Below are 12921 nucleotides of genomic sequence, written 5' to 3'. Positions count from 1 at the left end.
GAGCACGTGATCGAAATAGGCAGATTTTAGAGGTCTTGAATTAACTCAACCAGAAGATTCTTCAAGTTGAGCTTTCATTCTGTTCAAAGTGGTGTTCATCTGATCAAACATTTGTTCAGGAGTAATTCCAAACTGGCCTAATTGAGTTCTCAATTGCTCAACAGTCATTTTTGCTTGAAAATCTTCAGACAGTTCAAACCTCTTCATAAAAACCCTATAGCGCTCCATCAAGGCCTCCATAGTATCTATAAACATTTTTTTCCCTTCTCGATCAAATTTTCCATAATCAGAACCAAGCTTCATAAGTTCCTGATAATCATTAAAAAGGCTTTTAGCCTCCTCTTGAACAATTTCGGATTCAAAAAACGCCATTTAAAAAAGCCTGTATTTTCAATACTTGGGAACAATTCGCATAGACTGCGAATTGTTCAACAACTTGAACTTTATTGAATCGCAAGGACAGGTCCATTGCGATTTAAAGGCAAGGTCCAAATTATTGTCAGTAGATCTTAGGGAACAGTACAGGAAGTGGAAGGGGGGAAGAACCTCACCTCAACTTCTTTAAAGAAAAATTTGAGATAGGCCAAATTTTCAAACCAGGTTCCCTAAAAACTAGATGATTATTTATTCATTTAAAACTAAATCAAAATTTACTATTACTAATTCATTTCATTTGAGGATTAAAAGTATAAGCTGCCTTTCAAATTATCTCTATTATTTATGCCACTTTTGATCAAGAGGGTTAAAGCAAGACTCTGAAGCAGCTTTATCACTGATAGAGTTTTAAATCATATTGACTGAATTTCTCAAGTTGGTCTCTAACAACTTCTAAAAATTCAGAACAAAAGTACCAACAAGCTAAGGCAATAAGTCAAATGGAAGCATCAAAAAAACAAGGAGACCTATTCCCTAGCAATAGTGCCCCCAATACCCTTAGCTCACCTCACAAGGAACTAAGACTCAGCAAAGAGGTCTTAAAAAGTTGGCAAGCAAGAATTCATAATTATCAATCCCAACTTTTTCAAGGATTAAATAGTCATCACCAAGGCTCTCTTTTTACAAAATTCGAAAAAGCTCCTATTGATGATTTTGAACCATTAAAGCTCACACCTGTACCACTGAGCTTCTGGAGATGGCCAAAATGCTCTCTCCAAGGTCCAGCTATATATCTAGTAATGGATCGACTAGCAGACTTTGAGTCACAGATACTGCTTTACATAGGAGAAACCGTTGCAGCAGATAAACGATGGAAAGGTGAACATGACTGCAAATCTTATCTGGCAGCCTATTCTGAAGCACTAAGTTTTGCTGGAATTCAAAATCAGATCAGCATTCGTTTCTGGTCTGATGTCCCAGAAAACACACGATCCCGAAGAAAGATCGAACAAGAGCTAATTCAGCGCTGGCTTCCACCTTTCAACAAAGAAACCAGGGCTCATTGGGGGACACCCTTCACTGCAGAAACAAGCTGAAAAAAGCTTCTTAAACTCAAATCCAACACGCCGCAAAAATGGAAATTTCTCTCAATCCTTCCGGTATAAAAAACTGGGATGGATCAATTCTTATTTTGGGCCTCTATGAAGGAAAGATTGAAGAACAACTCAACAAATATGAGCATCCGCATCAGGAAACACTGGTGAAAGAGCTACAAAAAATCAACTTCAAAGCAAAGACAGGAGAGGTAACAAAGTTTCAACTTCTTGGCCAAACACCTGCCCAAGTGATTCTGGTAGGACTAGGAGAGCCTAAAGCCCTTCTTCTAGATGACCTTCGCAAGGCGGCCTCCATAGGGGCGCGTGCAAGTTTTGGGAGCTCAGGCAAATTAGGCATTATGCTTCCTTGGAATCAGTTTGATTCTGAAACAACAGCTTTAGCAGTAGGGGAAGCACTGCGCCTTTCACTTTTTAAAGATCTCCGATTCCGAAATAATCCTGACCCAATACTTAGGCCAGAAGCCCTTGAATTGCTTGGTGTCAGGATTGAATCAAAAAAAGTCCTTGAAAGAGTGACTCCTATTTGTGCAGGTGTTGAACTAGCTAGAGAACTTGTAGGTTCCCCGCCCAATAGTCTTACCCCTAAAGCACTTGCTGAGCAAGCTGTTCAAATTGCAAATGAATATGGCCTTGAGTCAATAATCCTAGGAGCAGAAGAATGCAAAGAAAGAGGAATGGGAGCTTATCTTGCAGTCGCTCAAGGATCAGATATGGCTCCGCAATTCATTCATCTCATATATAGACCTGATGGACCAGTAAAAAGACGTCTTGCAATGGTGGGCAAAGGATTAACTTTTGACTCAGGAGGCTACAACCTGAAAGTAGGTGCAGCCCAAATAGAAATGATGAAATTCGACATGGGAGGGAGTGCAGCAGTTATCGGTGCAGCTAGAGCATTAGCAGAGCTACGTCCAAAAGACATAGAAGTACATTTCATAGTTGCTGCATGCGAAAACATGATAAATGGTTCCGCCGTGCATCCAGGCGACATAGTTCAAGCCTCGAATGGAAAAACCATAGAAATCAATAACACAGATGCAGAAGGACGACTAACGCTTGCTGATGCACTCATCTATGCCTGTGAACTTGAGCCAGATGCAATAGTCGATCTTGCAACTCTTACAGGTGCCTGCGTCATCGCACTTGGAGATGAAATAGCTGGGCTTTGGACTGACGACGATGAGCTGGCAATGGAATTAATAGAAGCAGCTGATAGCACTGGAGAAGGACTTTGGAGAATGCCTCTAAGAAGTTCATATAAAGAAGGTTTAAAATCGATGCTTGCAGATATAAAAAACACTGGACCCAGAGCAGGAGGTTCAATCACTGCAGGCCTTTTCCTTAAAGAATTTGTAAAAGAATCTATTCCTTGGGCCCATATAGATATCGCAGGAACAGTTTGGACTGACAAAGATCGTGGAATTAACCCTGCTGGTGCAACTGGATACGGTGTACGAACGCTAGTTAACTGGGCTTGCAAACCATTGGGCGAAAGCAATCAAGCCCTCAATAAAAAGAAATAATGTAATGAGGGCTAAAAATTAAGATCAAGTTAGAGCATTTAAATTGAAAAATAAATAAATTCATCTGAAGAAGACTTCAAGTATGCAGAAGCCTTACTGAACTTAGTTAGCAAGAAACTTCAAGAAGCAGCAGCAGCAGTAAAAGCTTTATCTCTTTCATTGATCCTTTCTGAAAAAGATTTTGTCTTGGGATTTTCTAAAGCGTGAATCTGCCAGCGAGCTCTCTCTGTACAAGAAGACAACACCCTATCTAGATCGTCTGAAGCCTGCTTTGGGGTGATATAAGGCCCTACGTGTCTAGTCACCAGCCCATCCTTAACTGTCAGCAGATACATACATGCCCTTCACTTAACCACGGACAAATGGTAAGCGAATTTCGGCAAGAAGCGATAGGTGGGAAGCCGTATCTTCATCGAAAAAAATACCTATAAGAGATTTTTCCTTAAGGTTTCCGTTATATTTACCCTCCTCTTTGTCTTTTTACCTCCAAGCTTTTCCGCTTCTAGCTTCATCTCCCCATACCTCATCTAAGCGCTTATCTCTCGCGCAGCTATAGCGATAAAAATTATATTTAAGACTATTTTTCTTAGCAAAATCCTGATGGTATTCCTCAGCCAGCCAAAACTTCTGCGCATCCTGAATGTCAACCTGAAGAGCATTAGCAGGCTGGTTTAACTCCTTTGCAGCTGCTCTCATACTTTCAATTGCATCACTTCGCTGGCTGTCACCACTAGTAAAAATTACTGGGCGGTAGGAATCTCCTCGATCACAAAATTGCCCGCCGCCATCAAGTGGGTCAACATTGCGCCAATAATTTCTCAAAAGTTTCTCGTAACTTATTTTCCCTGAATCAAAAGAAACAATTACAGCCTCTTGATGTCCTTTATGGTTGGGATAAGTAGGCTTAGAGAGATTTCCTCCGGTATATCCACTTTCCACTTTTAATACACCAGGAAGGTTCTCTAAGTCATGTTCTAAGCACCAAAAACAACCTCCCGCAAAAACTCCTTCTTGCTGACTTGCTTCTACTAGCCCTGGCAAAGAAAAACAAAAAAGACAGAGGGCAGCAGCTAACAGGAGTCCCCTCAAAATTTTTGAAATACGTTTCATCAATGGACTAAATCAAAGATTTCTTTTGCTGCTCTATCTGTAACACCTGGCTCACCCAGTTGCTCTCTAAGACGTTCATAACCTTCTAACATCCTGGACCTACTCTGAGGATCTTCAAGTAAAGGAATTGCCAATTGTTTGATTAATTGTGGGGTAAATTCATCTTGTACGAGCTCTGGAACTAATCGTTCCTTCAATAGAAGGTTGACTGGTGAAATGTGATCCACATTAAAACGCAATAATTTCTTAGCCAAAAAGGCAGTAACTTTACTCACTTTATATCCCACAATCTGAGGAACTCTATTTAATGCTAATTCCATATTGACTGTTCCCGATTTCCCTAAAGCAAGATCAGCACCTGCAAAGAGAAATGGTTTAAGTTCATCAGTTTGATTTGCTGGAATCACTTTCCCATGCACTCCAGCATCAATCAAGGCCTTATCAATAGGCTCTTCAAATGAAGACAAGCCAGCAGGTACTAAGACATTAATAGAAGGATTATGCTGCTGAAGTAAAAATGCAGCTTTAGCTAAAATAGGCATCAAATAGCGAATCTCTTGAGGCCTAGAAGCTGGTAAAAGTAACAGGAGCTTTTCATCAGCTCCAATTCCGAGTCGTGCAAGAGCCTTATTTCTAGTGGGCAAAGGACTAAGTACATCAATCATAGGGTGTCCTACCCAAGTAACATCTCCTCCTCTTTGACTATAAAAATCAGCTTCAGCTTTAAATATCGCAAGTATTTTATCTGTAAAGCCTATTAAATCAGTAGTTCCTCCATCACCTAAGCGCCAAGCCCATTCTTGAGGAGCTATGTAATAAATGATTGGAAGTTCAGCTTTCTTCCGCCGCAACTTATTCCCAAGTCTGATATTAGGTCCCATATAATCAATTAAGACAACAGCATCTAGAGGTTTACCTCTTAAAAACTTCTCAACTCTATTTTGCAATTTCAATGTTGGCCAAAGAAGAGGTAAAGCTTCAAAAAGGCCAATTGCTCCCATTGGAGCAGTATCAGCAATTAATTCAGCACCAGCCTCTTTCATTCGAGGCCCACCAATAGCAACCAACTCAAGTGGCATTGAGCGTTTTAATGCCTCACGATGTAAGGCCTGAATCAAAAGACTTCCCTGCAAGTCTCCAGAGACTTCCCCAGTACTAATAAGCATTCGCATTGTTAATTAGTACTCTTCTTAAATGTCATCGGCCCTCTTCTATCTTGCTGAATAGAGGCTTGAAGAAAGTCACATAAGTGTTTGGCCGCAGGAAATAATTGTTGCTTTCTAGCCAGCTCAAGACTTTTAACAAGAACGTTCTCTGAACGAAATAAAAGGGTCCAGATTTCTTGCAATTGGCGAAGTTCACCACCTTGATCATTGTTGACTCCCCTACGACGAAGACCAACACGATTTATTCCACGCAACCTTCCTGGATGTCCTTCTACCAAACAAAAAGGAGGAACATCCCTATCAACCTTAGTCATACCTCCAACCATGGCTAATCTTCCTATGTGCACAAATTGATGAATACCCACACAACCACCAATTACTGCCCAATCTTCAATAAAAACGTGACCTGCAACTTGAATGCCATTAGACATAACAATTCCATTACCAAGCAAACAATTGTGGCCTAAATGGCAATAAGCCATCAACAAATTCTCATTCCCAACCTTTGTCGCTTCACCTTCTTCCGTAGCACGATTAATCGTCACACATTCTCGAATCGTATTTCTATCGCCTATGACTACCTCTGTAGAGGCTCCTTTATATTTAAGGTCTTGAGGCTCAAGACCTAAGCAAGCTCCTGGAAAAATCCTATTTTGAGATCCAATTGTTAATCGTCCATCAAGAACAACATTTGGGCCAATCCAAGTCTGAGAGCCTATCTTCACTTCTGGACCTACTACAGCTCCTGAGCCAATAACTACGCCCTCTTCAAGTTCTGCCTTCGGATCAACATTTGCCAAAGGGTGTACTTCTGGAGGTTTGTTAATGGTCAAAGTTGAAGGGTGTCGAAACTCACTCATAGCCTTCAATCAACTAAAGAAAACATGAGTTCACCAGAGCAAACCAGCTGATCATCAACTGTTACTTTGCCGCTAACTTTCCCAAATCTCTTCCTCTTGAGACTAATAAGCTCACAAGTAATTTCAAGCTGGTCGCCAGGCACTACTGGCCGGCGAAACCGAACGCCATCTATGCCAGCAAACACAAAAAGTCCCTTCGGCAAATCTGGCATTTGGGTCACAATCAAGCCACCTACTTGAGCCATTGCCTCAACGATCAAAACACCAGGCATTAAAGGTCTATCTGGGAAATGCCCTTGAAATTGAGGCTCATTAATTGTGACATTCTTTATAGCCACAGCCCTTTTGCCAGGTTCATGCTCGAGAACACGGTCAACCAATGCGAAAGGATATCTATGAGGCAATAACCCCATAATTTGTTCAGTTGTAAGCACTTGAGGCATAGAGGAAGAAGAATCAATCAAAACAAATTTGCGTGGTAGAAACTATTGGAGGAGAGAAGCTGCTAAATCGTTATGTAAACAATGTGAACCTCTATACACAAGAACTTGTGCATTAGGAAACCCAACCAGTGCTAAATCTCCGATTAAGTCCAAAAGTTTATGTCTCACTGGTTCATCCTTGAATCTCAAGGGGGGATTGATCCAATCATCACAGTCACATACCAAAGCGTTATCAAGAGTTCCCCCTTTTATTAAGCCAGACTTCTGGAGTTTCTCCAATTGATCCTTAAAACCAAAAGTTCTAGCTGGTGCAATTTCCTTAACAAAAACATTTGGAGTCAGTTGAATAGTCAACATTTGTTGGCCGATAGCTGGATATGGAAAATCAATAATGCCTACCAAAGTAAATTTTTCAGCGGGTGTTGCAGTGATAACACTATGACCACGATGAAATGCCAATGGTTTGTTCACTAATGGAGCGGCTAAGCGTGGTGTACACGCTGGAGCAAGGCCAGCTTCCAAAATTGCTTCAACCCAACACAGTGCAGAACCATCTAAAAGTGGGATTTCCTGACCAGAGACCTCAATAAGAACGTGGCTTATGCCACAACCACCCAATGCTGCAAGAAGATGTTCTACTGTTGAAAGACGATGATTACCCAACTGAAGAGTTGTGCATAATTGCGTGTCAAAAGCTTGATCAGCACTAAGAGTTATTGGCGCTTCACCACTATCGATCCATGAGACATGAAAACCAGCCTTCTCATATGGAGATAGACGGACCTCAGCTTCTTCTCCAGTATGGAGTCCAATACCTCTTCTCAAAACTGTTTTAGCAAGAGTCCAAGCACCCTCGTAGTTATTCGGCAAACAGGTCACTAAAACTTCCAACCCACTCCCAAGTTGAAACGCCAATCACCATCAAAGTCACGCTTTGCCCCCTCAAGACGCAAAGGACCTATAGGCGTATTGACAATCAAGCCTGCACCGGGAGAGAACCCAGAACCATTCTTTCCAAGTAATTTTCCTGGTTTACCAGGAACCGCATTTTGCGATCCAAAGTCCGTCGCACCATCAACAAAAAATGCTGCAGATAACAACTTCCAAACTGGAAATCTATATTCAACAGACCCCTCTCCAAAATTTCTACCCACAGCGAGGTCACAGTTGTTCCAGCCTCTAACAGAACTAGAGCCACCTAGACAAAAAGCTTCGTATGGAGGGAGATCTCCCACAATTGAGCCAGCTTTAACTTGAAAAGCAATAGTTTGAGGGCAATTAGCTTTTTCTCCACTTTTTGGTCTACAACCCTTCGCAATCTTTAACCAGTTAACTGGAATAAAATGAGAATAACTAGTTCTTGCTCGATTAAAAGTGGGAGAGTCTTCTCCAACTGAGACGAATTGCTCGGTTCCCACAGTCATAAAATCGCCTGAAGTTGGATTTCTCGAATCATTAAGAGTGTTATAAGTTGCTGCAGTTCTTACACTAAAAAGATTATTTTCTGCAGCACAATTAAATGATACACAAATCACTTCTTTATTAGGAACCTGATTATTAGATAAGTTATCAACTAGAACTCCATAAGGGCGACTATTCCCAGCGTAATCAATCGCTTTTACTTGCTGAACATTCATTCCTACTAAAACTCTCCAAGGAACTTTCTTATAAGGGTCTCCACCATTCAAAGGCCTTGCGAAAGAAAATCCACCTCCTACTCTTTCAAGAACTATAGAATCACCCTCATAGTCAAACCAACTAACATTTGGATTAGCAGCCTTAGCATCAGAGACTGATGGATAAGGTCCAAAAACAGTATTTTGAATTTCGTATGCTGTAGATGTATTTGCATCATAATAGTCTTTAACGCTACGAATACTTCCCCCTGATTGACTACGAAACTCCTGAGGTACTTCTCTACTTAAAAATAGTGAGCTTCTAAATGATGTACGATATTTATCTCCTCTTATCCATGGATCTGAAAAGGTAAAATTAACCAAAGCTCCATACTGACCATAAGTTAAATCAATACCACTATTCCATGCCTTACCAAAGAAGTTTGACTCTTTAAGGCCTAGCTGCCCAAAAGCACCTTGACCTCCACTATACCCAATACCACCGGAAAGTGAGCCTGTTGATTGTTCAGTAATACCCAACACTATTATAACACTGCCAGGTGAACCAGTTACTGGCCTTAGAGTAACTTTTACATCACTAAATAGGGATGTTGAATATAATCTTTTGATATCCCCCTCTAGCTGATTTCTATTAAAAATATCTCCAGGTTTCATTGAAATTTCTCTTTTGATTACCCAAGGTCTTGTTTTACCTTTTATCACTTTTCCATCTTGATTACTTAAGTCTCCATCTTTATTCAAGAACTGAATCTCTATACCTGAGACTGTACCTTCGCCAATCTTTAGCTCAACAATTCCATCAGGAGTAATTCTATTTGGCCCAGAAATTCTTGCCAAAGAATATCCCTCTTTAGTGTACCAGTTTTTTAATTCCTTGATTCTTACCTGAAGAGCATTTAGGTTTAACGTCTTTCCATAATCAGATTTAAAAATATTATCAATAACGCTTGGTGGAATTTTACTTTCTGTTGGTAGAAGTTTAACTTTTTTTAGCACAGGATTAGGATCAACTTCTACTAAAAGTTGTACTCCTAGAGGTCCATTAATTGGCTCAATCCTAACCCCTGAGAACCAACCTGTTGAATAAATTGCATCTAGAGAAAGTTTTAACTCTTCTCTAGTGATATTGCTACCTGGACGCACACTCATTGCATCGTAAGCGGCAAATTCCAAGCGTTCTTGCTCTGGATGACCATCGATACCCTCTATAACCACCTCAGTGATCAAAACCCTAGTATTGCCAGACCCTTGAGGACTAGGTTCAACTCCTTTTCTCTCTCCAGTAGGCCGTGCAAACTGAGCAACATTTACATCCTTTGGGCTCTTACTCTTTTCATAAGTAATTTTCTCTTGGTTTGAGAGGCTGGAGAACCCAGTTCCAACAAGAGCTGGCAAGGCCAGAGCTAAACCATATGTCCCTCGATGCAATAGCCAGGAAGGAATAGCTGAAAGAAATCTGGCCATAGAGAGAAAAGGACGTCTGGCTAGTTATGCCACAAACCTCCGGTGACCTTAACTGCAAGTGCGTGGTTTGGTGGTTACACCTTGTACACGTTTAAGGACCTCCCCGTATGCATCAACCACACCACCAAGGTCCTTTCGAAAGCGATCTTTATCAAGAATTCGATCTTTAGCATTCCCGGCTCTTTGATCCCAAAGCCTGCATGTATCAGGACTAATTTCATCTGAGACAAGAAGGTGACCATTTTTATTAATCCCAAATTCCAACTTAAAGTCAACTAGCAAAAGGTCTAATTGCCCCAAGAAAACCTTCAATAATTTATTCACACGAAAGGCAAGGTTTTCAATCTCTAATCTTTGTTTATCTGTGATTAAGCCTAACCTTCTTAATCTTTCTTCAGTCAGCAAAGGATCACCCAAGTCATCATCCTTGTAGTAAAGGTCTAATAAGGGGGGGGATAATTCTTTGCCTTGTTTAATAGGAGTCTCTTTACACAACGATCCAGTTGCAATATTGCGAACAACAACCTCCAATGGGACAATTTCTACCCGCTGAGCGACAATCCAACAATCAGCGGGACTATAAAGATAATGAGTTGGAATACCTTCTGATTCCAAAAGCTCAAAGAAATGAGCGGAGATTTGACAATTAACTAGACCTTTCCCTTCTAACTCAGCATGTTTTAAGGCATTAAAAGCTGTTGCGTCATTCTTGAATTCAATCAAAACACGATCATCGCGCTCTGAATGAAAGATTCTCTTAGCCTTGCCTTGATATAGCAGCTGTCCGTGATCTGGTGTCATAATTACCAACCAAATAAGTGATACTCAATTCAAAAGGGCACCTATTCGAGATTGGGTGCATTTCTTCTTGGTGAACGTAGCTGATCCTCAAGAATATGTTTTTCTTCCTTTCTTGAAGGGGCCAATCGAATAAGTTCCAATTGTGTATAGCGATCATCAAGTTCTTTCGAGAATTGCTCAAGACGCTTTCGAGCATTTTCAGCGTCTCCACCAGAGGCCAAATCAAGCAAAAGGTGCAATCTCAAAATATCCCCAACTAACCACCAAGCCTCATCATTCTTTGCCTCATCAAGTGCTGACCGGAGTAAAGCCTTTCTCTTCTCAAGACTTAATCCATCTAAACATTGAACTGCACGAGAAATGCGGCGAGCCCCTATAGCTCCACTTGTGCGACCAGCTAGCAAAACCTTAGCTGCCGCATCACAACGACCATTTAATCGCTCATGCTCTGCCAAAAGGTCTAATGCTGATCTAGTCAATGGAGTCCCATCTACTCCATATCCAACAGTAATTTGCTCATCATCTAATGTCTGAAAATTGCCTCCTGAAAGTCTTCTCAAAGCTAAAGAAGCGTTTAAATGATCCATAACAGCATTACTTGCTTTCCAAAACAAAATTGACCAAGCCTTTTGCTCTTTCAAACTTGTTGGATTAATTCCTTGAAGAACCTTCTGAGCATTTGAAGGAGCCTTGCAATCCAAAAGAAGTTCAGCTCTCTGCATTTCCAATTCGAAGGAAGCAGTTACCTGGAATGAATGCATTAATTGATTGCTAAGTTTTCTCAAACGATGACTTGAGGGAATCTTGGCAGCTTCAACACAAGCAGTCTTTAATTGAACAATCATCTCTTTGCTCAGCTTTGTTTTTTGAAGTGCTTCAACACGTAATTCGGATCCATCTCTATTAAAGGCACCTGATGCCTTGACTATGTGAAGCTGACTAGAAAACACAACCAACAAAATGGTTAAGGGAAGATAGTTATTTCTCATTGATGGAACCCATTCACCAAGATCAAATAAGCCACATTTGAATTTCCTGCCAAGACCAGACTCGTAAAGCCTAGGTCCAATGCAAAAATCACTTTATGAAAATCTCAAACTCTTCTAGTCCAATCTTGCCACCACTGAAAAAAATTCTTGTCTTAGGCAGTGGTGGAAGGGAAAATGCTCTCGCTTGGGCAATGCGCAAATGCAAATCGATCGAAGAAGTTTGGGTAGCCCCTGGCAATGGAGGGACAGAAAATCATCAAGGATGTAAACGTTTAAACATTCAAGAAAACGATGTCAAGGCAATTATCAATAAATGCCAAGCGAGCAAGCTAGACCTAGTAGTAATAGGACCTGAAGCTCCTTTAGCGGAAGGTGTAGCCGACGAATTACGCGAAGCAGGTCTAACAGTTTTTGGGCCAGGAGCCAACGGCGCAAAGTTAGAAGCCAGTAAAACATGGGCCAAGGAGCTCATGCTCGAGGCAGGAGTTCCCACTGCAAGATATTGGTCAGTTAGCACTGAGGAAGAAGCACTAGTCACTCTCAAAAATTTTCAAGGCCCACTTGTAGTTAAAGCTGATGGGCTGGCAGCAGGGAAAGGAGTTACTGTCGCTGAAACAATAGAAGAAGCAAAAACAGCTATTCAAGAAGCCTTCAATGGAAAGTATGGAGCCTCTGGAGAAAAGCTTGTTCTTGAAGAGCGCCTCCAAGGTCCAGAAGTCTCTGTTTTCGCTCTTTGCGACGGCCAAAGAATGGTCCTACTACCACCTGCGCAGGATCACAAGCGTCTAAAAGAAGGAGATCAAGGACCTAACACTGGAGGCATGGGGGCATATGCACCAGCACCTCTGCTAAATGAAGAAGATCTAAATAATGTCAAGGAATTAGTGCTTGAACCAACTTTAAAAGCTCTAAGGGAAAGAGGAATCGATTATCGAGGCGTCATATATGCAGGGTTAATGATCACAAATGCAGGCCCTAAAGTAATAGAATATAACTGCAGGTTTGGGGACCCTGAGTGTCAAACACTCATACCCTTATTAGGCCCGGAATTGGCCAATATTCTCCATGCATGTGCATTAGGTTGTCTCGAACAAGCGCCTAAGCTTTTTATATCGAATTTGTGTAGTGCATGTGTGGTTGCTGCTACATCTGGATATCCAGAAGCTCCACGTTATGGAGACCTTATTAACATCAACATTCAATTAAACCAATCATTGCAACTATTTCATGCAGGAACTCGCAGCAATGACAAAAATGACGTTTTCACTTCAGGAGGAAGAGTCCTTTCAGTGGTTGCTCAAGCTCCAAGTTTCGATGAAGCATTCAAGAAGGCTTATGCAGGGCTGGATGACATCCACTTCAATGGAATCAACTTTCGAAGAGATATCGGTAATCAAGTGCGCAAGTTCTAGCCTATACACAAGCACTATGCATT

13 protein-coding genes are annotated in these 12921 nt (G+C 41.2%); 3 read left to right on the top strand and 10 right to left on the bottom strand.

Annotated elements, in window-relative coordinates; all coding sequences use genetic code 11:
* Positions 1 to 45: 45 nt before the first annotated feature.
* Entirely contained in the window at positions 46 to 372 is a 327-nt protein-coding gene (locus SOI82_RS09055) for a DUF1825 family protein (protein ID WP_320667094.1), read from the bottom strand.
* Between the two features lie 503 nt (positions 373 to 875).
* Here SOI82_RS09055 and SOI82_RS09050 point away from each other — a divergent pair.
* Positions 876 to 1472 (top strand): GIY-YIG nuclease family protein, encoded by a 597-nt coding sequence (locus SOI82_RS09050; RefSeq protein ID WP_320667093.1) that lies wholly within the window; start codon positions 876 to 878, stop codon positions 1470 to 1472.
* Between the two features lie 38 nt (positions 1473 to 1510).
* Positions 1511 to 3016 (top strand): leucyl aminopeptidase, encoded by a 1506-nt coding sequence (locus SOI82_RS09045; protein ID WP_320667092.1) that lies wholly within the window; start codon positions 1511 to 1513, stop codon positions 3014 to 3016.
* A gap of 119 nt (positions 3017 to 3135) precedes the next feature.
* On the opposite strand, the gene SOI82_RS09040 is transcribed toward SOI82_RS09045, so the two are convergent.
* From SOI82_RS09040 to SOI82_RS09000, 9 genes are all read right to left on the bottom strand, one after another.
* Positions 3136 to 3351 carry a hypothetical protein gene (locus tag SOI82_RS09040; protein ID WP_320667091.1) on the bottom strand — a complete coding sequence of 72 codons (216 nt, stop codon included), beginning with the start codon at positions 3349 to 3351 and terminating at the stop codon, positions 3136 to 3138.
* Between the two features lie 145 nt (positions 3352 to 3496).
* The gene (gene msrA, locus SOI82_RS09035) at positions 3497 to 4126 is read right to left on the bottom strand and encodes a peptide-methionine (S)-S-oxide reductase MsrA (RefSeq protein ID WP_320667090.1); all 630 of its coding nucleotides are present in this window, start codon (positions 4124 to 4126) and stop codon (positions 3497 to 3499) included.
* Positions 4126 to 5298, bottom strand: coding sequence for a lipid-A-disaccharide synthase (gene lpxB / locus SOI82_RS09030; protein ID WP_320667089.1), 1173 nt, complete (start codon positions 5296 to 5298; stop codon positions 4126 to 4128). Before lpxB ends, msrA begins: the two co-directional genes overlap by 1 nt.
* A gap of 2 nt (positions 5299 to 5300) precedes the next feature.
* Positions 5301 to 6152: an acyl-ACP--UDP-N-acetylglucosamine O-acyltransferase gene (lpxA, locus tag SOI82_RS09025; protein ID WP_320667088.1), complete on the bottom strand. Its 852-nt coding sequence runs from the start codon at positions 6150 to 6152 to the stop codon at positions 5301 to 5303.
* 5 nt (positions 6153 to 6157) lie between these two features.
* Positions 6158 to 6595 (bottom strand): 3-hydroxyacyl-ACP dehydratase FabZ, encoded by a 438-nt coding sequence (fabZ, locus tag SOI82_RS09020; protein WP_320668409.1) that lies wholly within the window; start codon positions 6593 to 6595, stop codon positions 6158 to 6160.
* Between the two features lie 42 nt (positions 6596 to 6637).
* Complete coding sequence (gene lpxC / locus SOI82_RS09015; RefSeq protein ID WP_320667087.1) at positions 6638 to 7474, bottom strand: UDP-3-O-acyl-N-acetylglucosamine deacetylase; 837 nt, start codon at positions 7472 to 7474, stop codon at positions 6638 to 6640.
* Positions 7474 to 9696, bottom strand: a complete 2223-nt coding sequence (locus SOI82_RS09010; protein WP_320667086.1) for a BamA/TamA family outer membrane protein — start codon at positions 9694 to 9696, stop codon at positions 7474 to 7476. Before SOI82_RS09010 ends, lpxC begins: the two co-directional genes overlap by 1 nt.
* A gap of 48 nt (positions 9697 to 9744) precedes the next feature.
* Complete coding sequence (purC, locus tag SOI82_RS09005; RefSeq protein WP_320667085.1) at positions 9745 to 10497, bottom strand: phosphoribosylaminoimidazolesuccinocarboxamide synthase; 753 nt, start codon at positions 10495 to 10497, stop codon at positions 9745 to 9747.
* A 41-nt stretch (positions 10498 to 10538) separates the two neighbouring features.
* Positions 10539 to 11486 (bottom strand): hypothetical protein, encoded by a 948-nt coding sequence (locus SOI82_RS09000; RefSeq protein ID WP_320667084.1) that lies wholly within the window; start codon positions 11484 to 11486, stop codon positions 10539 to 10541.
* A gap of 95 nt (positions 11487 to 11581) precedes the next feature.
* On the opposite strand from SOI82_RS09000, the gene purD reads away from it, so the two are divergent.
* Entirely contained in the window at positions 11582 to 12898 is a 1317-nt protein-coding gene (gene purD, locus SOI82_RS08995; RefSeq protein ID WP_320667083.1) for a phosphoribosylamine--glycine ligase, read from the top strand.
* Positions 12899 to 12921: the final 23 nt, after the last annotated feature.

This window comes from Prochlorococcus sp. MIT 1307 (assembly GCF_034092395.1).
GTDB lineage: Bacteria > Cyanobacteriota > Cyanobacteriia > PCC-6307 > Cyanobiaceae > AG-363-K07.
The sequence above is the reverse complement of the archived record's forward strand: the minus strand, read 5'-3'. Positions and strand labels throughout refer to the sequence as shown.

What these genes read in the sequence shown, in the direction of transcription:
- SOI82_RS09040 (WP_320667091.1), bottom strand. Translation starts at nt 3,351, where the DNA reads ATGTATCTGCTGACAGTTAAGGATGGGCTGGTGACTAGACACGTAGGG.
- SOI82_RS09010 (WP_320667086.1), bottom strand. Translation starts at nt 9,696, where the DNA reads ATGGCCAGATTTCTTTCAGCTATTCCTTCCTGGCTATTGCATCGAGGG.
- SOI82_RS09045 (WP_320667092.1), top strand. Translation starts at nt 1,511, where the DNA reads ATGGAAATTTCTCTCAATCCTTCCGGTATAAAAAACTGGGATGGATCA.
- msrA (WP_320667090.1), bottom strand. Translation starts at nt 4,126, where the DNA reads ATGAAACGTATTTCAAAAATTTTGAGGGGACTCCTGTTAGCTGCTGCC.
- purD (WP_320667083.1), top strand. Translation starts at nt 11,582, where the DNA reads ATGAAAATCTCAAACTCTTCTAGTCCAATCTTGCCACCACTGAAAAAA.
- SOI82_RS09000 (WP_320667084.1), bottom strand. Translation starts at nt 11,486, where the DNA reads ATGAGAAATAACTATCTTCCCTTAACCATTTTGTTGGTTGTGTTTTCT.
- purC (WP_320667085.1), bottom strand. Translation starts at nt 10,497, where the DNA reads ATGACACCAGATCACGGACAGCTGCTATATCAAGGCAAGGCTAAGAGA.
- fabZ (WP_320668409.1), bottom strand. Translation starts at nt 6,595, where the DNA reads ATGCCTCAAGTGCTTACAACTGAACAAATTATGGGGTTATTGCCTCAT.
- SOI82_RS09055 (WP_320667094.1), bottom strand. Translation starts at nt 372, where the DNA reads ATGGCGTTTTTTGAATCCGAAATTGTTCAAGAGGAGGCTAAAAGCCTT.
- lpxA (WP_320667088.1), bottom strand. Translation starts at nt 6,152, where the DNA reads ATGAGTGAGTTTCGACACCCTTCAACTTTGACCATTAACAAACCTCCA.
- SOI82_RS09050 (WP_320667093.1), top strand. Translation starts at nt 876, where the DNA reads ATGGAAGCATCAAAAAAACAAGGAGACCTATTCCCTAGCAATAGTGCC.
- lpxB (WP_320667089.1), bottom strand. Translation starts at nt 5,298, where the DNA reads ATGCGAATGCTTATTAGTACTGGGGAAGTCTCTGGAGACTTGCAGGGA.